At 59.3% G+C, this 18,058-nt stretch carries 14 protein-coding genes and 4 pseudogenes; 9 read left to right on the top strand and 9 right to left on the bottom strand.

Annotated features, from left to right (window positions below):
• Nucleotides 1-143: 143 nt before the first annotated feature.
• Nucleotides 144-617, top strand: a complete 474-nt coding sequence (locus NKI10_RS28470) for a Ros/MucR family transcriptional regulator (RefSeq protein WP_023702968.1) — start codon at nt 144-146, stop codon at nt 615-617.
• Between the two features lie 227 nt (nt 618-844).
• On the opposite strand, the gene NKI10_RS28475 is transcribed toward NKI10_RS28470, so the two are convergent.
• The gene (locus tag NKI10_RS28475; RefSeq protein ID WP_023679670.1) at nt 845-1,057 is read right to left on the bottom strand and encodes a cold-shock protein; all 213 of its coding nucleotides are present in this window, start codon (nt 1,055-1,057) and stop codon (nt 845-847) included.
• 372 nt (nt 1,058-1,429) lie between these two features.
• Between NKI10_RS28475 and NKI10_RS28480 the strand changes: the two genes are divergently transcribed.
• The 4 genes from NKI10_RS28480 to NKI10_RS28490 all read left to right on the top strand — a co-directional run bounded on the left by NKI10_RS28480 (nt 1,430) and on the right by NKI10_RS28490 (nt 4,945).
• Nucleotides 1,430-1,657 (top strand): hypothetical protein, encoded by a 228-nt coding sequence (locus NKI10_RS28480; RefSeq protein WP_245260682.1) that lies wholly within the window; start codon nt 1,430-1,432, stop codon nt 1,655-1,657.
• Between the two features lie 1,106 nt (nt 1,658-2,763).
• Entirely contained in the window at nt 2,764-2,895 is a 132-nt protein-coding gene (locus NKI10_RS30950; protein ID WP_023690580.1) for an insulinase family protein, read from the top strand.
• Between the two features lie 140 nt (nt 2,896-3,035).
• Nucleotides 3,036-3,221 carry a hypothetical protein gene (locus NKI10_RS30955; protein ID WP_023690579.1) on the top strand — a complete coding sequence of 62 codons (186 nt, stop codon included), beginning with the start codon at nt 3,036-3,038 and terminating at the stop codon, nt 3,219-3,221.
• Nucleotides 3,222-3,487: 266 nt separating this feature from the next.
• A complete protein-coding gene (locus tag NKI10_RS28490; protein ID WP_352862441.1) occupies nt 3,488-4,945 on the top strand; it encodes an NAD-dependent succinate-semialdehyde dehydrogenase in 1,458 nt (485 codons plus the stop codon).
• Between the two features lie 324 nt (nt 4,946-5,269).
• Here NKI10_RS28490 and NKI10_RS28495 read toward each other — a convergent pair whose 3' ends face one another.
• The 6 genes from NKI10_RS28495 to NKI10_RS28520 all read right to left on the bottom strand — a co-directional run bounded on the left by NKI10_RS28495 (nt 5,270) and on the right by NKI10_RS28520 (nt 12,169).
• Nucleotides 5,270-5,479, bottom strand: a complete 210-nt coding sequence (locus NKI10_RS28495; RefSeq protein WP_023690577.1) for a hypothetical protein — start codon at nt 5,477-5,479, stop codon at nt 5,270-5,272.
• A 229-nt stretch (nt 5,480-5,708) separates the two neighbouring features.
• The gene (locus NKI10_RS28500) at nt 5,709-7,712 is read right to left on the bottom strand and encodes a class I tRNA ligase family protein (RefSeq protein ID WP_352862442.1); all 2,004 of its coding nucleotides are present in this window, start codon (nt 7,710-7,712) and stop codon (nt 5,709-5,711) included.
• Between the two features lie 323 nt (nt 7,713-8,035).
• The gene (locus NKI10_RS28505) at nt 8,036-8,815 is read right to left on the bottom strand and encodes a phytanoyl-CoA dioxygenase family protein (RefSeq protein ID WP_352862443.1); all 780 of its coding nucleotides are present in this window, start codon (nt 8,813-8,815) and stop codon (nt 8,036-8,038) included.
• A gap of 505 nt (nt 8,816-9,320) precedes the next feature.
• Nucleotides 9,321-10,625: a lysine N(6)-hydroxylase/L-ornithine N(5)-oxygenase family protein gene (locus NKI10_RS28510; protein WP_352862444.1), complete on the bottom strand. Its 1,305-nt coding sequence runs from the start codon at nt 10,623-10,625 to the stop codon at nt 9,321-9,323.
• Nucleotides 10,626-10,935: 310 nt separating this feature from the next.
• Nucleotides 10,936-11,406, bottom strand: a complete 471-nt coding sequence (locus NKI10_RS28515; protein WP_352862445.1) for a hypothetical protein — start codon at nt 11,404-11,406, stop codon at nt 10,936-10,938.
• Nucleotides 11,407-11,986: 580 nt separating this feature from the next.
• The gene (locus tag NKI10_RS28520; protein WP_155924291.1) at nt 11,987-12,169 is read right to left on the bottom strand and encodes a hypothetical protein; all 183 of its coding nucleotides are present in this window, start codon (nt 12,167-12,169) and stop codon (nt 11,987-11,989) included.
• 308 nt (nt 12,170-12,477) lie between these two features.
• Here NKI10_RS28520 and NKI10_RS30960 point away from each other — a divergent pair.
• Both NKI10_RS30960 and NKI10_RS28530 read left to right on the top strand, forming a co-directional pair.
• A pseudogene (locus tag NKI10_RS30960) lies at nt 12,478-12,707 on the top strand (prolyl oligopeptidase family serine peptidase); the annotation flags it as partial.
• A gap of 162 nt (nt 12,708-12,869) precedes the next feature.
• Entirely contained in the window at nt 12,870-13,565 is a 696-nt protein-coding gene (locus NKI10_RS28530; RefSeq protein ID WP_023820140.1) for an OmpW/AlkL family protein, read from the top strand.
• A gap of 483 nt (nt 13,566-14,048) precedes the next feature.
• Here NKI10_RS28530 and NKI10_RS28535 read toward each other — a convergent pair.
• A pseudogene (locus NKI10_RS28535) lies at nt 14,049-15,071 on the bottom strand (IS110 family RNA-guided transposase).
• A 414-nt stretch (nt 15,072-15,485) separates the two neighbouring features.
• On the opposite strand from NKI10_RS28535, the pseudogene NKI10_RS28540 reads away from it, so the two are divergent.
• Nucleotides 15,486-15,722 (top strand): annotated as a pseudogene (locus tag NKI10_RS28540) (3-oxoacyl-ACP synthase); the annotation flags it as partial.
• Between the two features lie 20 nt (nt 15,723-15,742).
• On the opposite strand, the pseudogene NKI10_RS28545 reads toward NKI10_RS28540, so the two are convergent.
• Nucleotides 15,743-16,253 (bottom strand): annotated as a pseudogene (locus NKI10_RS28545) (helix-turn-helix domain-containing protein); the annotation flags it as partial.
• Between the two features lie 857 nt (nt 16,254-17,110).
• Between NKI10_RS28545 and NKI10_RS28555 the strand changes: the two are divergent.
• The gene (locus tag NKI10_RS28555; protein WP_352862446.1) at nt 17,111-17,923 is read left to right on the top strand and encodes a class I SAM-dependent methyltransferase; all 813 of its coding nucleotides are present in this window, start codon (nt 17,111-17,113) and stop codon (nt 17,921-17,923) included.
• Nucleotides 17,924-18,058 lie beyond the last annotated feature (135 nt).

Below are 18,058 nucleotides of genomic sequence, written 5' to 3' on the forward strand. Positions count from 1 at the left end.
GTCACGCCGCGAAATATGGCGCATCGATGTCGCTTCTGGACGAGCATTGGCAATAACGCAGTCAGAGACATTGTTGCTTTCAGCGGCAACCGGCCCTATGAAGCGACGCTTCGCTGACTATGTTTCACCGCCTGGAGAGTTTCATGACAGAAGAAGCCGGAAAAAACGTCGACACCCTCATTGAGCTTGCCGCCGATGTCGTGTCGGCCTACGTGTCCAACAATCCGATCCCGGTGGGGGATCTCCCTGCCCTCATCGGCCAAGTGCATGCGGCTCTGAGAGCGACGGCCGGAGGTATCTCTGCACAAGAGCCGGTTGCCCTTACGCCTGCAGTCCCGATCAGGAAGTCGGTGACACCGGACTACATCATCTCCCTTGAAGACGGGAAGAAATTCAAATCTTTAAAGCGCCATCTGTCGACCCACTATGGGCTGACGCCGGGTGAATATCGGGCCAAATGGGGTCTGCCGGTGGATTATCCCATGGTGGCGCCGAACTACGCCGCGAAGCGTTCGTCACTGGCGAAAACGATGGGGCTCGGCCGCAAACCGAAAGCGCCGAAAGAGCCGGAAGCGCCGGTGCCGACGAAGCGAACTCGCAAGAAGGTCGCGGCTTGATTGCGGCAATTGAAATTCCTTCTGCAGCGTTGCAGCCGTCGGCTTGGTCTGGGCGTCGCATAAAAAAGGCGGGGCCAACCCCGCCTTCCTTTCCAAGAACTTGTTTCATGAGGAATTCGCGACCCATACAGCAATCTGCTGCCCTCACTTTTTGCTCGTCCCTATCGAGCGGCAGTGAGCACTTCCGGGCCTACACGCCCACTCTTGCGACTTCGCAGGAGAAAATTTCAACCAGCTTTGCTGAGGCTGCCAGCGGAGGACTTGCCAGTGCGGCGATCCTGCTCGATCTCATAGTTGATCTTCTGGCCGTCAGCGAGGGTCGAGAGGCCCGCGCGTTCGACAGCGGAAATGTGGACGAAAACATCCGGACCGCCATTGTCGGGCTGGATAAATCCAAACCCCTTGGTGCTGTTGAACCACTTTACCGTTCCAGTCGGCATATACTTGTTCCTTCTTTTACAATGCAACGTGGGCAGGCCATTAGGCCTGTCCGAGTCATAGCCGAGAGTTGGGCGCAGTAAAAAGCGAAAAATTGTTAAGCCCCGATCAGCTGGCGCACTCCATTGTGGGCGTAGCCGCCAGCAAGCACTGTCCACACTACCGCTCGAGCGTGGCCGGAAGCGCCCAATTTCTTCCAACGCTCCTCAGCGCCACGTCGATGGCTCGTGTTTGGAGGCGCGGGACGTAAGGCCGACCGCTGCTCGTGCCGCCAGGTCAAAAGGCCGGGTAGTTCACGGAGCTGCCTTCGTGCATAACACCTTGGGAGCGCCTTAAGGAGTTTCGAGTTGGATTGTTTCAAGAGGGTCGAGGGGTTGATCGATGCGACCAGCGTGGAAGCGATCGATAGCGCGCGCGTTTTGCTGGACCAGTTCAAGGGCAAGTCAGAAACAATCGCCCAAGCGATTGACGACTTCCTGCTTGATTTCATGACCTTGCTGTTTGTGGTAGAAGCCACCCGCGAGCAGTTCCACAATCCGGCGAGGCGGTTAGCGCGCATCAGATTGAGCAAGGTCAGGCTGTTACTCACGCGATGCTCTTGACCTAAGCGACCACTCCGCCAGGCATGCATTTGCAGCCGAGCGCACCAGGCGGTATTTTACGCACATGAAATCAATCGCGACCGCTAAATTCTGCTGTTTGGTGCCCAGGGACGACGGCAAGCGCGGACAGCTTCCGTGCTGCTGTCCTGCAGCGGCAAATGTGCTGCATGCCCCCATCCAAGGCGAGCTCGAAGTTTGTTTCTTACGTTGACCAAGGTCCCCGCGAAAACACTCCCCTTCCCGCAGCAACTCACCAAGTTCAACGGCCTCCCGGCAGGCCATCACGCCAGAAGAGAGCAACGGCATCGTTTTTCCCGCCCAGTCCTACGACCTCCAGCGCCTCGCGAATGTCGCCACCCGCCGTTTTTTTTCAGGTCCGTCTTCGCGCGCGAGCTGGGTCCGCGCCCACTTGGCTACGCTGCTCACGCCTCTACCCTTCAGCACCGCCCGGTCTGACTGTCGAGGACATCGGTCCGCTGGAGCGACAACATTTCAATTCTGACCGTCGGTGCAGCGGCCTTCGAAGCGCATCCTGTCCCCATTCCCCAGCAGCGCGCCCAAGCGTCTTCCAATGAAGGATATTCTCAGCCGTGCTCGCGTCGCCTTCAGCCCTGTTCGATGGCCCACAATGTCGGATGCACAACATGTCAGACTGACTTGTCCACATGCCTCGAATGTTTTCTGATCTGGCACGGTGCATGCGTGGTCGTCCGCAAGGCGTCGCGGATCAAGGAAAATCCATCCAATGACCATCCCCCCAAGAACACCGCCGCCGGTCTCCTGGGCTCTTCCCAAGATGAGGCTCGAGTGAGCCTTGGCCGCATGATTCATCTGGCTCGGCCTGCCCGCCGATCCTCCCACGGGGATCGAAGACGCAGCCCGTTCAGGAAAATGAGGAACAAATCACTGCCTCGAAACTTTCCTTTCGAACCGGAGCCATCGATCGCCCCCTGGCTGCGCAAGGCATTCACTGCCACCGCCCTAGCCCTGGCGACGACCGCTCCCGCTCTGGCCGCCACTGACGGCGGCATGATTACGGATTTCCTGCTCGGCAATGGCATGGAAGGGTCGACATCCCCGATCATCGCGCGCCATTCATCACTCATATGGTCTGGTACAAGGTCGGCAGCGCCGACGAGCCACCCGGCAAATCCGGACTTGCCCATTTCCTCGAGCGTCTGATCTTTAGGGCGACGCCCAACCGCGCCGACAGCGAGTTCACCGAGCCGTCTAAGTGAGTGGCGGCTACAATAACGCCCTCACCGCCTATGACTCGTTTGGGCGAGATGATGGGCTTCGAGGCCGATCGCATGTTCAACCTCATCCTCAACGAGGATGATATCAAGACCGAGCGAAAAGTGATCCTGGAGGAGCGCCGTTGGCGCAGAGAGACGAACCCGCAGGTCTGCTGGACGAGGAGGTCAACGCGACATTGCGGCCGAACCAGCCCTACCGCATTCCGGTCAACGGCTGGATACAGGAGATGGAGAAGCTGAACGGCACCGACGCATTCACGATCTACAACAAATATTGCCGACCGAACGACGCGGTGGCCGGCACGTAGAACCAGGCGCTGGCCGCGAAGACCTTTGGCAGGGTTGTGCGCGCGCGGGCCGGACCTGCCCGCGCGCAACCGCCGGTCGAGCCCGGCTAGTAGAACGGCGACTCATCTTCTAGCGAATTCAGGTATTCTCCCTTTCCAGTTGGCAACTGTGGTCTGCTAGCTGTCTGGCCGAGGTCCTATGAGGAGCTTGGACGTCCGGACTACACCCCGAACCTGCTATATACGCCTGGCGTTGAGGAGGAAACCGATTGCCCCTGTGCCCGCCGATGATCCGTCACCTGAGATCCCCTGACCTGTTTGGACCCATCGATCGCCTGCCGGCACTTGGCACGCGGATGAGCGAGCGGACATTCGAGGTCCTCAACCCGTCGACCGGCGAAGTGCTGGCAGAACTACCTGACATGGGAGTCGAAGAGACATGCGCTGGAATCGAGATGGCCTATGTCGCGCAGCCTGGATGGGCAGGGTTTACCGCCCGTGAGCGCAGCGATGTTCTATGGCGATGGCATGAGTTGATCATCGACCACACCGACGATCTCGCTGCAATTCTCACCGCGGAGATGGGCAAGCCGCTTGCCGAGGCCAAATCGGAGATATCGCATGCTGCGGCGTATCTGCAATGGTACGCCGAGGAGGCAAATCGCGTCTATGGCGAGACGATCTCCGCACCATCGACGGACCGCCGAATGCTGGTGATCAAGCAGCCCATCGGGGTGGTCGGCACGATAACCCCATGGAATTTCCCGGCCTCGATGGTGGCGCGCAAAATCTCGCCAGCCTTGGCGGCGGGCTGCACGATTGTCCTCAAGCCCGCTGAACAGACGCCGCTCGTGGCTGGAGCAATGTTCGCCCTCGCCCATCAGGCAGGCTTCCCCGAAGGCGTCGTCAACCTGATCTATGCGTCCGAAGGTGACGCGGTCGGCCGCGAACTTTGCACAAATCCCAAGGTCCGCAAGATCAGCTTCACCGGGTCTACTGAGATCGGGCGCTTACTTATGCGCCAGTGCTCGGACCAGATCAAAAAAGTCAGCCTAGAGCTTGGCGGCAATGCACCCTTCATCGTCTTCGATGATGCCGATATCGATGCCGCGGTTGACGGTGCGATCCAGGCGAAGTACCGCAATGCCGGCCAGACCTGCGTTTCAGCGAACCGCCTTTACGTCCAGTCGCGCGTTCACGACGAGTTCGTCGAGAAATTCGTTGAACGGGCTCGCCAACTTCAAGTTGGTGACGGTTTCGCGCTCGGAGTGGACATAGGACCCCTCATCGACAAGAAGGCTTTGGCCAAGATTGAATCCCATATTGCCGATGCCGTAGCTAAAGGCGGCGCAATTCGATGCGGGGGCAAACGCATCGGCACGAATGGCACGTTTTTCCAACCAACGGTCCTGACCGGTGTCACCAGCGAGATGACCGTCGCGCGCGAAGAGACATTCGGGCCGCTCGCACCGATTATTCGCTTCAAAGATGCGGATCAGGTCGTGCGTGATGCCAATGAAACGATCTACGGCCTCGCGGCCTATTTTTATGCCTCTAACCTGAAGCGTGTCTGGCGTGTCGCCGAGGCCTTGGAATATGGAATGGTCGGGGTAAATACCGGCCGGATGTCTTCGGAAGCGGCGCCGTTCGGTGGGATAAAACAGTCCGGGATCGGGCGGGAGGGATCCCGCCATGGCCTCGAGGACTACCTCGAAATGAAATATCTCTGCATGGGCGGCATCTGAACATCGGCTTGAAGGGTTCACAGACGGGGTAACCTAGCGAGCGATCTCCAAATATGTGAATTGTAGGATCGATCGGGAACTGAGGGGCGGCTCCGTACCCGAGCAACACGCAATCCTGAGGAGCGCCTCTCGACGAGACAAGCGTCTGCATGTCGGCGAAGACGGCGCGCAATGTACGGAGGATACGCTTGCGATTTAGTGGCCCTCGCCGACTATCTACAGGCGACGGGCTGTCGTTGCGCGGGTATGGTTGGTAGCTTGTGCACCATAGCTTCGTGAACGCTGGTATTCGTGGGCAGAATTTGACCTGCCATATTCCGATTGTCAGTAGCTCAGTTGTTCTTCGGCCGACGGCCCCGCCGGTACAGGCTCGGACAGAACCGAAGATACCATCAGGCAGGCATTCGCATTGTTGATCGGCGCACGATCCAGGGCGCCAGTTTGACCAAGCGGGTCGAACCGCATGACAGCCTTTGCCGGCTGGAGGACGGAAATGCCGATGCCGAAGAGGATGGTCAGCGCAGTCGAGCCCACACAGCATTTGCGGCACGAACAGCAAGGGCTGGGAAGCGATCGGCCGGCCGGTCCTCCAAGGCGCAGGTCAGGTTGTCGACGACGCGTTGGTTCAGGTCCGCTAATCTGGTCTCTATCGTTTGATAGCGGCTTCGGTCGCCAGCGGCAGCGAGTCAAGATATTTGGCATATCGGCTTTGATTGCCTCGCATTTAGTCAAGATTGGGTAGCTCACTGATGCATCTTTGGGCTCATAGTGCTTCCTCCTCATTAAGATGAGGATTGCCGGATTTGGCGTAGAACACCAACACGGGTCCGAGATCAAAGCGCGTCCCGGGCGCAAGGCGCTGGACGGACCGGGGCCATGTTTCGATTGAGACGCCATCGATGCCTCGCGCCAGCGTTCTGGCGAATCGGGGCATCAGCGGAGCGAGTGTCGGTGCCAGGATCGCAGCGGCCGCTGTCTGAAGAGCTAGCGAAGTCCGATTGCGGGCGGGATAGAAACGTCGCGCCGCCGCATAGTTTCGCGCCCGACGGTACATCACGCAATCCCGCACGAATTCGCAGACCCGAGTGGCCGCGCGCCGCACCGAGAAGCCTTCGTCCGAATATGCCCGCTCCATCGCCGCGCGATAGATCTCTATTCGAGCAAAGAAGGCGCGGTCGACTGGGCTCCAGTCGCCTGCATCGGGTACACGGCCGGCAAAATCCTGCTTGATTTCCTGGTCCAACGCATCAAGCCAGTTCAGCCAAATCCCTTGGAAGACCTCCTTCTCGGTGCGGCGCAGCCCGTCCAGCGTGAAATCCGTCCGCTCCCCTTCCGGGCGTGTCAGGCCCAAATGGAGGCGCACGACGTCGACTGTCTTTGGGCTCAGAACGTCCTTGCCCCAGACCGCGTGGCGGCAGCTGGTTGAAAACTTCTTGCCGTCGAGCAGGTAGAACTCGTTGACGTGATAGTGGATGCGCGGCGTCCAGTGGGAGAAGACCTCGGCGTAAAGAGCGGGGTAGAGTAGCGCGTGGAAGAACGAATTGTCGAAGCCGAAGAAATGGACAATCTGCCAATCGCTGCCGGGCACCTCCGCCTTCCAGTCGCGACCCAGCGAGCGGCCGAGCGCCTGGATGTTGTAAAGAAAACCGAAGGCCATCTCCGGCCAGACCCAGATCACTTGCCCCGGGAACCCTTCGGCCGGCAGGCCCCAGTCCGAGGGGTGGGTAATGGGGACTGAAAATTCGCCGCGTTGGCGTAGGCGCGCGAAGAGATCCAAGATGCGTAGCGGAACGCCTGATGCCCTTAGATGCCGGTCGATATTGTCGTAGCAGCGGTCCAGGGCAAGTTCCGGACGGCGGAGCGAGCCGACCAGCGGCGCTTCGGCAGACTGTCGTGACCGCGCTGCACCCAGGTCGTGGCAAAGGTTTGGGGCGCCGCATTCCTCGCAGATGTTGCCGGCGGCGGAGCCGCCGCAATCGGGACAGAGGCCTCTAACATCCGGCTCATAAAGATATTGGCCTGTCACAGCATCGAAAAGCGCAGGGCTCTGGCGCAGATCTACCGCCGTGCTGCTCAGAAGAGTTCGGAAACACGCAGCTTGAAATTCGCGGTAACCGTCATCGCCCATTGTGGCTTGAAAGCTGTGGACGTCACAATCGAGAAGTGAAAGCGTGGCGCGAATCTCATCGGAGTAGTAGCGCGCCACGTTTGCAGGCGTCCATTGATCGGTAGCGGCGCGTGTCGCGACGTAGCTCTGGTAATCGTCGCTTCCGGTCAGGTGATACGCCTCGACTCCTTTCATGCGCAGGAAACGGGTATAGACGTCGGCGCCGAAATAGGGGCCAGAAAGATGCCCCAGATGCAGATCGCCATTTGGCGTTGGCGGCGCGGAGAAGACGAAGGTCGGCCCGCGTGGAGCCGTGGTCTTTGCAGCGGCATCAAGGGCGGCCTCGCCGTCTCGCCAGTAGACATCGACGAAATCCAGGTCTTTGTTCCCGTCATTGCGCAGCACATGCGCTTCAAAAGGATGGAACAGGACGACGTCGCCAGCCTCGACCGAGATTTCCCCAAGGTCGGTGGTGACCTTGCCCGCACCAGACAGGACCACGAAGGCCTCGATTTCGTCGTGCCGATGGGGCTCGGATGTGACCCCGGGTCCAACCTTTCCGAACGAAAACCCCGTGCGAGCGCTGCCCGTTCCAAGCGTGGCCGTGTCGATACCGAACGCTCGCGACAGCTCCGTTCGAGAAAAGGTGTATTTGCGCATGACAACGAACCTAAGCTGTTGAAGAGTGGGACGGACCTTCGGCTGCCAACGAACAGCCTCAAGTGCACTTCATGGAGAGAAACGGCAGCCCGACCCGTTGGCGGCCCGGCCAGGATAGTGCAGCTCTGGGCCGGCAGACGGGCGACCAAGGGGGCGCTAATCGGGCTGTAGGCACACAGAAGACCGCCTGCGACCATCTCCACAATCCACGTGCCAAAGCGTCCGATGCTCCGCGACCCCGCAAATCAGACAGCCATACGCTCCGCGCATTTTTTGAGCGGTCGATCAGTTTCGTGTGCATGCCTCCGCCTGGCTGCGTGAGCTCAATCGCGATAGAAGATGCCATTTGGGGGCTTGAGATTGTCGAGATCGGCCACTTTACCCTCGGGCGGGTTAAGGGCGCGCTTAAGCACGTTATATTCAGCGCGGGTCGGCCCACCGGTTGAGGCACGCTGGAACGCCAAGTAGAGTGTCCGCCGAGAACGATTGCTTTTGTTCGGTCGTGAGTAGTGCGGTGCGTAATCGTCGAAGATGAAGATGTCGCCAGCCTTCCATACTACGGGTTCCCAGGAGAACGTTTCGGCGACTTGAGGATAGATCACCCCACCGGCATCCATGGGAAAGACCCCCTTTTTGTGGTTGCCGGGGCTGAAGAAAAGCCCGCCGTTTTCCGGGTCGGAGTCGTCGATGCCTATGGCAACCACCGCATGGACCATCCGGTCGGGGAGTTTGTGTGGAATGTGATAAATGTCCTGATGCGGGAGATAGCCGCCGCTGTCGGGGTAGTGGAAAATCAGCAACTCCTTGAGCCTGTGCGACTCTTCGCCAAGCAAATCCTCGACCGCTGACTTTATGCGCTGATCTTCTAAGAGCAAACGACGCAATGGATCATGGAAGTCGAGAAAATTCTCGATCTTGGAGATGATCTTTCGATTGTCCGTCGTCTTCTCGAACCACATGAGCCATTTATCATCGCTGACATCCCAGCGTGACATATCTTCGACAAAAGTAGAGATATCTTCCTGAGCCGCTGGAGCGAAGAACCTTTCGAGCCTGACGTATCCGTCTTTCTGCCACTTTTCTCTTTGTGCATCAGTCAACATGCGAAAAGCCTCCTGTTGGAAAGACTGGTTGGTCGGACATCCCAATTAGGGCAGTCGGGCGCTGGTCAAGTTGCGGGTCCACGGAGACGGACTCACGTCATGCGGGACGGCGATGCTAAGTGCGTTCCGCTCGGCGGATATTGTCCCCAGAAGCTCGGCGCGAGACTGCCTATGTCAGGCTCAGCCGGGTCCAGGGGTTCCGTAAACTGGGCCGGATCAATCGCTTCACCCGGTCCAGCCACGACACGCATCCCTGAAGGCCGGCACCATCCGCTGACCGCCGACCCAGCCATGGCCGCCAAGACCACAGCGCTCTTTCGAGTGAGCGACCTGGTACGGTCTTGACAACCGTGCGGGAAATGCACGCCCCCAGAATAATGCGATGCGCCGCTTGGTCCAAGGACTTGTTCGGTCACGATGACTTCGGAGAAGCCTCCGGCCTTCGTCGCAGCGGAGGCGGACATCATTCCTAGGATGCCACCGCCGATAATCAAAAGTCTACGAGTCATATCCCGCTGCCCATTTCTTCGGCTGCGGGGGCGGGCCAGCTCTCGATCGAGGTATGGCTGATGAAGCCAGGATGCTCGGGGTTCGCGCATGGCGCGCGCCCAAGAAGGCTATCGAGGATGCGGCGCGCGCGCCAGGCCAGCAGGCTTAGGTTCGGATCGGCCAAGCCGCGCTGCCCGAGGCTCGCGTTTTGTACGAAGATGCGTCTGTCATGCGGTCCGTCCCAGCTCACCGAAAAATCCTCGCGAATCGCAAATTCATTGTCGATCTGCTCCAGCCGGTGCGCGATGGGTTCCAAGAAGTCTGGCACCGCGTTCTCGTAACCGGTGGCCAGGATGACGATGTCAGCCGTGACTTCTTCGACCTCGACCATGCCGTGCTGCAGGGTCAGCCTGTGACCCGCGCCGGCGTTGGTGCAGTGCGAGACGGTGCAGCCCGGCCGCAGTGTGATGTCGGATCGGTTTGGCTCGAAAAATGCGTGGCGGTACAGCGCCTGATAGATCGCGCGCAACGTGCTTTCCGAAATGCCGTCCGAGGCAAGCACGAAACGCCGCAGGAGCAGCTTACGCTCCGACTCGCTCATCGCTGCGAAACGATCCGAAAAGCAGGGCATGAACAACTCGTTTGTGAACGGGCTGTTGTCCAGAGGCAGATAGTTTTCGCGCTGCGAGACCCAAGTGATCGAGGCAGGCCGCCGTTCTTTCGGCAGGCCGACAAGGTGCAACATCACCTCGGCTCCCGACTGGCCTCCGCCAACCACGCAGACATGCTTTCTCGGCACCTCAGGGTGGATGTGCAGTAAAACAGATGAGTGGAACAGGTTGCGTCCAATCCAGCCCTGAAACTGAGGCGGAATTTGCGCCTGCTTGCCAATGCCAACCACGACGTTTCTGGCGCCGAGAACGGCCTTATCCGTCCGCACCCGGAACTCGCCGTCAAAGCGGATTTCGTGCACGGTCTCGCCGCCGCGGACAAGTGGGTTCCTGTCGAAGGCCCAGTTCAGGTACTGCTCAAACTCAGCTCTGAATACAGCCTCGAACTGTGCGTTCAGGAAGTGGTACAGACGCCCGTTCTCGTACAGGTAGTTTACGAAAGTGTAGGCTGATCGCGGATTCACCAGCGTGACCAGATCCTTGAAGTGGCTCACCTGGAGCTCTGAGGAATCGAAAGCGATGCCTGGATGCCAACGGAAGTCGACTTGGCGATCCAGGAACAGCGCCCCTAGCCCAATTTGCTCGTGTATCTGACACGCAAGACTCAAATTAGACGGCCCAGCACCGACTCCAATGCAAGATAGCTCCACTTGCTTTGCTCCTATAGGTTTTTTCCCACTCGGCGGGTTGATCGCGGCGAATATCGGCCACAGCGATTGGGCTCCCCCTCGCGGCCGTTATCGAGCCCCGGTGCCGACCGGATTTGCCAGAATTTGTCCAGCGCGTTCGGGACGGCGAATGTAGACCCGAGCATTCCAGCGCGGTCACAATCGACGGCTCATGCCGGCGACCTGGGGCAAGGACGTATGTCCTTTCCGCCCCTCTGGATGCCCGCGTCGCCGTCACGCGACACGCTTTCCAGGCCCATTAAGGTGTTTGAAGCCGGCGTAATCGCCCGCATCAACCACGACGCGCCGGCTTCGCCGGCTTGAAGCAGGCGAGAGCGCGGTTTTCACTGCGGCGACGGCATTTTCGGTGCGCATGACCATGGAGAAGTCTCGCTGATGCGTTCGCAGAGTCCCATGCATGGGCCGTGCCAGAGAAGGAAAATTTTAGAAACAATGGGTTGGCGGATTTACGATCCTGTCGTAAATCCGACATTGAGGGGGACGCCTCACGGGGGCGCCCGATTTGCACGTCGATGTCGCCTTTTTCCGAATAGCTAATCGGGCACCTTCTGCACCAGAATACTTCTCTTATGTAGACCAACACGAAGTCTTCATGAACGGACAGTGCAGAGCCTTTGTCTCTGCCGGACAGATCGCGATATGCCTTGTCCATCGAGGTCGGCAGTTGCAGAGCTGCCAGATCCTTCACCCTATCGTGCCGTTGCACTGGCTCGATCCCGACATCCTCGGAGGCCGTGATCATGAAGAGTGACGCAATCTTATGTCCGCCGCGAGGCCTCTCTCATGGGGAAGCAATTCTCTGTGTTGGTGTTGGATGCTCTTGATGAGATGGTTGCGGATGGGCGCATGCCCAGACCTAAGCGCATGAATGATCGCGCGATATGGGCCTTCACCAACTGGATTGTCGAATCTCTGGAAAGATAGCCTGAAGACAATAGCGTCATGACCACTCTGCCGGTTCCAAAAGCACGTGCGCCATTCGGTCGCTGCGCCTCAATCCAGGCGGAGGGATGAGGCCGCAAAGCGGTCTTTTGCGCGCCCACCGGTGGGCCAGGATGGAGCCATCGTAAACGCAGTGTTTGATAATCGCCGCCGCGGAGCTCGTCAGGCTGTGCCGCGCCCGACACCGGCGACGTAGTGATCGTCGATCGCCGCGTCGCCGGTGTCGATCCGAAGCTCGGCCAGTTTCGCGGTGAGCTTCACTGCTTATTCCGCAGTGCCCACCGAGCTCGCACAGGAGGTTCTATGAGGCGGTCACGGCTGCACTCGTTGTCGGGTCTTCGACAAAGTCGGACATGAGACACGCCGCAATCAGAGCCATGTCATTGTTGTGAAATGGTTTTCTCGTTTGGCACGACACGTGCAAGGCTATCCGCAACGCGCTGCGGCAAGGACTGAGGAGAAATCATGCCATGATCAAGCTCGCCGAACATGCGGTCGCAGCCGCGAAAACTGGGCCTTTCCGAGCCGACAGGACGTTGCGGCTGTTTTCCAGTCGGCATCATTCTTCACGTTATCCGGACATGACCGTATTCGATTTCCGCCTAACGCTGAATGCCCCGGACGATGATCCCTATCTTTGGCTCGAAGATGTAGAAGCTGAACGGACACTTGCCTGGGCCCCCAGCCAGTCGGCCAGGACCCTGAGGCACTTCGGTGGAACACAGTTCGATCACGACCACGACGCCCTGACAACGATCTTCGACCGTCCTGACAAGGTTCCCGTGATCACGCGCCGCGGCCAGTACCTCTACAATTTCTGGCAAGATGCCGGAATCCGCGCGCACTGTGGCGCCGGGATCATCCTTCCGCCTATCCGTCGATCCTGCTCGCCACTACGAAGTGGGACGACCGCGTCCACCCGGGCCACGCGCGTAAGATGGCCGCAAAGCTGCAGGCTCTTGGCTATCCCGCCTACTTCTATGAGCCCAGCGCGGGCGGACATAGCTGCGGCAAGGACCATCGCGAGCGGCCGCATTCATTGCCATCGGCAACAATTTCCTTCGCAGTGCGATCGTGTGGCACGCCGATGGCCTTCGATAATTGGTCGGCCTCGAACAAGAACAACTTCGATGATGTGAGCACAACAAAATTATGTGTGCACACATTCCCGCAATATAGAGTTAGAGCTCCGTCAACCTTAAGTAACTCTATCAGTATTAGTCATAATGCAGGTATCATTTCTGACGACAAGGAGAGAACATCATGGAGACAAAGCGAATGGGCGTGGCACGTGGCGTAACAGCGGCCATCGTCCTGATGCTGGCGGGACAGCAGGCAGTCGCGGCCGACCTTGCGCAAGCCGCGAGCGTCCCGCAGGCGGGAGCCGCGTTCACGGAATGGCCTAGCCCTTGGCAGATCCGCCTGCGCGCGTTGGGGGTCATCACTGAGGATTCGGGCTACGTTAATACGGTGCCCGGCTCCGGTCTTTCCTATTCAGACACGGTGGTTCCGGAACTCGATATCTCGTATTTCTTCACAGACAACATCGCCGCCGAACTCATACTCGGCACCACCTATGCCAACATCGAGGGCCAAGGAGCGATCGGCGGGCTGGGCAATATCGGCAAGGTTTGGCTGCTGCCACCCACGCTCACGTTGCAGTATCATTTTACGGATTTCGGCGCGTTCAAGCCCTATGTCGGCGCCGGCGTGAACTACACGATCTTCTATAACCAGGATGCCGGCAGCGCCGATGCTCTCAAGATTAAGAATACGTTCGGCACCGCGCTGCAGGTCGGCTTCGACTACATGATGGATCAGCACTGGGGCGTCAACTTCGACGTGAAGAAGCTTTTCCTAAAACCAGAATTCGACGTCACGGTGGACGGCGCGAAGCTGACGGGGAAGGCCGCTCTCGATCCCTGGTTGATAGGTGCAGGTGTCACCTACCGCTTCTGAGGGGAAGGCGAAGCGGATTGCTGACATCGAGCTGAAATGAAGGGCGCCTTGTGCGCCCTCTGCCGTCAGCCATGCCCTTAGGTACCAAAAAGTCCGTTTCCCCGGCGGCTGGCGGCCCGCGGGTACTAGGACGCCTGTGAATGCCCCGGGCGGCCTGCACCCAGTTTGCCGATCAGTCTTCGGCAACTTGTCGGTCGACGGGTGCTCATATGTGGACGGCCCCCTGCTTGCAAGGATTTGGGGAGATAGTTGATCGGATCGCTTGCGCTCATATGTCCGGCCTTTTGCGCGCGGATTTGAGAGCGCTGGCCAAGATGGGCTACGCGGATAGCGAGTTCCAAACACGTACACGACATTGGCTGCCGGTGAGCACCTCGGAATGCCTCGCTGGTCCCGGTTCGACCGGTCACACCATCTTCTCCTCTGCTTGCAAGTTCCGGCCTTCAGCGTCGAGTGTGGGCTCGGCGCCGAATTCTGAATGCTCTACGGCTGCACAGGCGCCGGATGGGTGGCATCGATGGGGCGGTATTGCTCACCGCTGACCATTAGCTTCCAGGCGATACGGGCCAGCTTGTTGGCCAGCGCCACCGCCGCAAGCTTGGGGGCTTTGCGCGCTATCAGGGCCGCTAGCCATGGCCAGACCCTTTTACTGCCGCGCCGCATATGTTGGATGAGAGCAGTGGCGCCCACCACCAGTACGCTTCGCAGCATCTCATCGCCAGCGCGGGTAATCACGCCAAGCCTGTTCTTGCCCGCTGTTGAATGGTTCTTCGGCGTCAGCCCGAGCCAGGCGGCAAAGTCGCGACCCGACTTGAAGCCGTTTGCATCCGGCACCTTGATGGCCAGCAACGTTGCCCCGACAGGACCGATCGCCGGTATGGCAGCCAGCCGCCGGCTCACTTCGCTGCGCCTGGGAAATTCAAGCAGCTTCTCATAGAGAGAGGCAACCTCAGTGCCGATATGCGCATAGTCGCGTCCCAGTGTCTCGAACATGTCCCTGGCTGTGTCCGGAATCGTCGCGTCGGCACGAATGTCGGCCAGCAGGTCGCCGAGCCGGGAAAGCCCCTTGGGCGCAACAAGGCCAAACTCGGCCGCAAAGCCACGGATCGAATTGGCGAGCTGTGTGCGCCGGCCGATGAACTGCGCGCGCAGCTTGGCCAGCATCTGGGATCCTTGCTGCTCGCCACTCTTGGGCGGGAACGAAACGCATCTCCGGCCGGCTCATCGCTTCGCAGATTGCCTGCGCATCGGCCGCATCCGACTTGGAGCGCTTGACATAGGGCTTCACGTATTGCGGCGGCAGCAACACCACTTCATGCCCCAACGCGCGCAATTCACGCGCCCAGTAATGGGCCGAGCCGCAAGCGGTGGAAGTCCGGCAAAGAAGGCAAGCACCTGATTGCGCCGCAGCTTCTTGCGCAGCACAGGCTGTTCTGCATCGTTCACGCCATGCAACTGGAAAACGCTCTTTGACGTATCCATGCCAACGCGAACAAGTTTATCCACGGACGGTCTCCCTTGCTTGAGATCTGCAACGACCTCATTCTGGCACATTGCGATGCCGTCGGGGGCCGTCCACCCCAACACGCTCGATGAAGCCTGGGCGACAGCGCGGGCACTTGCATCCTCCCCAACGCTGGAAAGCGTCCTGTGATGAACCTGCCACCACTTACCGCAATCATGCCAGAGCCTCTGGTGCGGGCAGCACTTCTGGAAGATCTCGGCCGGCGCGTGATCTGACGACCGATACGATCGTGCCGAAGACCTCTAGCGCGACGACCGTACTGGCAGCGCGCCAGACCGGAGTTGTACCGGGCTTGATCTGGCGAGGCTCGCCTTCAGGCTGATCTATCAGACTGTACAGGTTACAGTGGAGTGTCCGGACGGCAGCGAGGTGGCGCACCGACAGACCATCGCATCGGTCAAGCCGCGCATGCCGGTGACATGGCGCTGGCGAACCCCGGCATTGACCGCAGCGACATCGGGCTGCTGTTGCTTGCCACCTCGACGCCCGATCACCTCCTGCCGCCCAGTGCACCGCTGGTCGCACATTGGCTGGGACTTGGTCGCGCAGGCGCCGTCAACCTGACCGGCGCCTGCGCGTGCTTGATCTATGCGCTGATGTTTGCGGATGACTTCACCCGCCTGCACGGCAAACAGCGTCAGGTGCGCCGCGGCCACACCTCGACGGGCTTGCCCTTCGGCAGATCGGCGAGGTGGGCGCTTAGCGTGCGCGGGAAGTTTTTTGGAACTCTTCCACGATCCAGGCATCCTGCGCCGGGGCGCGGCCGCGCGCTCATGTGCGAGAAGCCGAGTCCCTTCAGCAGCTTGCCCACGTAGCGCTCGTGATAGGCGACGCCGAAAACGATCCTCGATGACGCGCTGCAGATGGATGCGCCGCCAGCGCACCACGCCGTCAATCGCCTCCGGCGACAGGCGCGGCGTGGGTCCGCCATACCAGGCATCCTTCAGTCCGTCAGGACCTGCCTCGTTGAAGCGATGCACCCAGTCCCGGAGCGTCTGGCGGACCATCCCGCCGATTCGTGCAGCATCTTCCCGGCTCATCCCGTCCATGACCGCAGCCAGCGACAACAAGCGCCTGCTCTGGTTGACGTCCTTCGCCACCTTCGCCAGTCGCCGAAGCGCTGCAGCCGAATAGTCCGTCCGTATCTTCACCGCTGATCCCATCGCGCGAATCCTCCTCGCGACAAGGAATCATGGATCAATCGAGCGGGAACCCCTAGAGGGGTCAGCCCTCAGAGCCTTTGTATTAATGGCTGGCCGCCCCTGCGACTTGCCCGGTTGCGCCGAGAGCGCGGACCCGTAGGTGTCGCGTCGCCCGCCGGCTCCCGACTGTTTGAGGAGCGAGCCGATGAGGCGTGTGATTAAAACGGACTTCCACCGCACCTTTGCGGGGTGGTGGTGGTTTGGGAAGACGGCCAGCTGACATTCGGACGGGTCGACATGACCCGATCGGGACCGGAAGGGTTCGGCCGCACATGGCGAAGCCGTTTTGGGAGGGCGATAACCATCCCATCTATCGGTCGGCGCGCTACCTGCGAGCAAAGTGGGATTCAGGGTCGTTCAACCGCATTGTTTGGTGTCTGACATCGAACAATGTCAATAGCACCACCATGTTGTTTAAACTGAATAATTCGATTGGCACGGTGTATGCGCGTGATTGTCCGCACACGTATCACGACGCGAGGAGAATCGTCCCATGATCGCGCTCACTACAACAGCGTTTCCGCAAATACCTCTCTTTTCCAAGCTCAGCCCGAGCGAGGTTTGCCGGTCGATCTCTCCAGAATTCATTGCTGGGTTGTTCACTTCTCGCCTCAACTGCTGGAAGGGTTCAACCGATCGCAAGCGAACCGTCACTAGGAACCGTCACTAGCGTCTCATGTATCCAGGCCTTTACACTGGGGTGGCCGAGACCCAGTAGGAAGGGACTTGCTCGATGCATATCCGCAACGGATAGCGACATTTTACACAATGTTTTCTGGCAAAAAGCCAGTTCGCAACTGATCCTGCAGAGCCAAATCATGGAGAGTATTTTGAAACGGTTTTACGATGATGGCGAAAATTCAATTTTTGTTCAGTCCTACGACGCCTTCTATAGCCCCAAGATGCCGCAGACGCCCGTCGGGGACATCGACTTTTACGCAGGCGTTGCGCGGGAAGCCGGCGGAAACGTGCTCGAACTGGCCTGCGGGACCGGGCGAGTGGCATTGCCGCTCGCGGAGCTTGGCTTCAATGTCACTGGAGTCGATCTATCGGAGGGCCTGCTATCAATTGCGAAGCACAAGGCAGCCGGGCTTCCGATCGCGGCACAACAACGACTACGGTTTGTGCAGCAAAACATGACAGACTTGGAACTTGGTGAGCTTTTCGAGGTCGTTTTGGTGCCCTTTCACTCGTTTCAGCACCTTCTGACAAGTGAGCTGCAGATCAGAGCATTGGAGGCCATTCACCGGCACATTCGGCCCGGCGGCCGGCTCGTGCTCGATCTTGTCGAATTCCACATTGATCTCCTGTCGGAAAAGCTGGTGCCTCCCCGGTCGCGCACTGCCATTGACGAGCCCAGCGGGCGGCGGTTTGTCCGAGAACTCCTGAATACCCGTTATGATCACTTTGCTCAAACAGAGCACAATGTCTGGCGCTTTTCAGAAATTGGCGATAAAGGCGAAATCTTGCGCGAGGAGAGGCGCGATCTGGTGCTGCGCTGGACGCACCGGTGGGAACTGCGCCACTTGCTGGCGCGCTGCGCCTTTTCGGTTGAGGCAGAGTACAGCGATTATCGGTATTCTCCGCCGACTTATGGGAAGGAGTTATTGGTGGTCGCAAGGGCTGGCTAACCACCTTGATGTACGGCGATGAGCTTTCGGCGGCCGAAGCGGCATCCGTCTGCCTTTTGTCAAGCGAAGTGACGATTTGACCCCCGTTTACCTCATCTGATCTGCTGCCGGCAATGGAGTGGCAGGAGCAGGGCG

The organism is Mesorhizobium sp. M0802, assembly GCF_040320115.1.
In the GTDB taxonomy this organism is placed as follows: Bacteria; Pseudomonadota; Alphaproteobacteria; order Rhizobiales; family Rhizobiaceae; genus Mesorhizobium.

Bases quoted from the DNA above. Each gene is read 5' to 3' on its own strand.
- NKI10_RS28470 (WP_023702968.1), top strand. From the start codon at position 144: ATGACAGAAGAAGCCGGAAAAAACGTCGACACCCTCATTGAGCTTGCC.
- NKI10_RS28475 (WP_023679670.1), bottom strand. From the start codon at position 1,057: ATGCCGACTGGAACGGTAAAGTGGTTCAACAGCACCAAGGGGTTTGGA.
- NKI10_RS30950 (WP_023690580.1), top strand. From the start codon at position 2,764: ATGGTCTGGTACAAGGTCGGCAGCGCCGACGAGCCACCCGGCAAATCC.
- NKI10_RS28490 (WP_352862441.1), top strand. From the start codon at position 3,488: ATGATCCGTCACCTGAGATCCCCTGACCTGTTTGGACCCATCGATCGC.
- NKI10_RS28500 (WP_352862442.1), bottom strand. From the start codon at position 7,712: ATGCGCAAATACACCTTTTCTCGAACGGAGCTGTCGCGAGCGTTCGGT.
- NKI10_RS28505 (WP_352862443.1), bottom strand. From the start codon at position 8,815: ATGTTGACTGATGCACAAAGAGAAAAGTGGCAGAAAGACGGATACGTC.
- NKI10_RS28515 (WP_352862445.1), bottom strand. From the start codon at position 11,406: ATGATCACGGCCTCCGAGGATGTCGGGATCGAGCCAGTGCAACGGCAC.
- NKI10_RS28520 (WP_155924291.1), bottom strand. From the start codon at position 12,169: ATGATGCCGACTGGAAAACAGCCGCAACGTCCTGTCGGCTCGGAAAGG.
- NKI10_RS28530 (WP_023820140.1), top strand. From the start codon at position 12,870: ATGGAGACAAAGCGAATGGGCGTGGCACGTGGCGTAACAGCGGCCATC.
- NKI10_RS28555 (WP_352862446.1), top strand. From the start codon at position 17,111: ATGGAGAGTATTTTGAAACGGTTTTACGATGATGGCGAAAATTCAATT.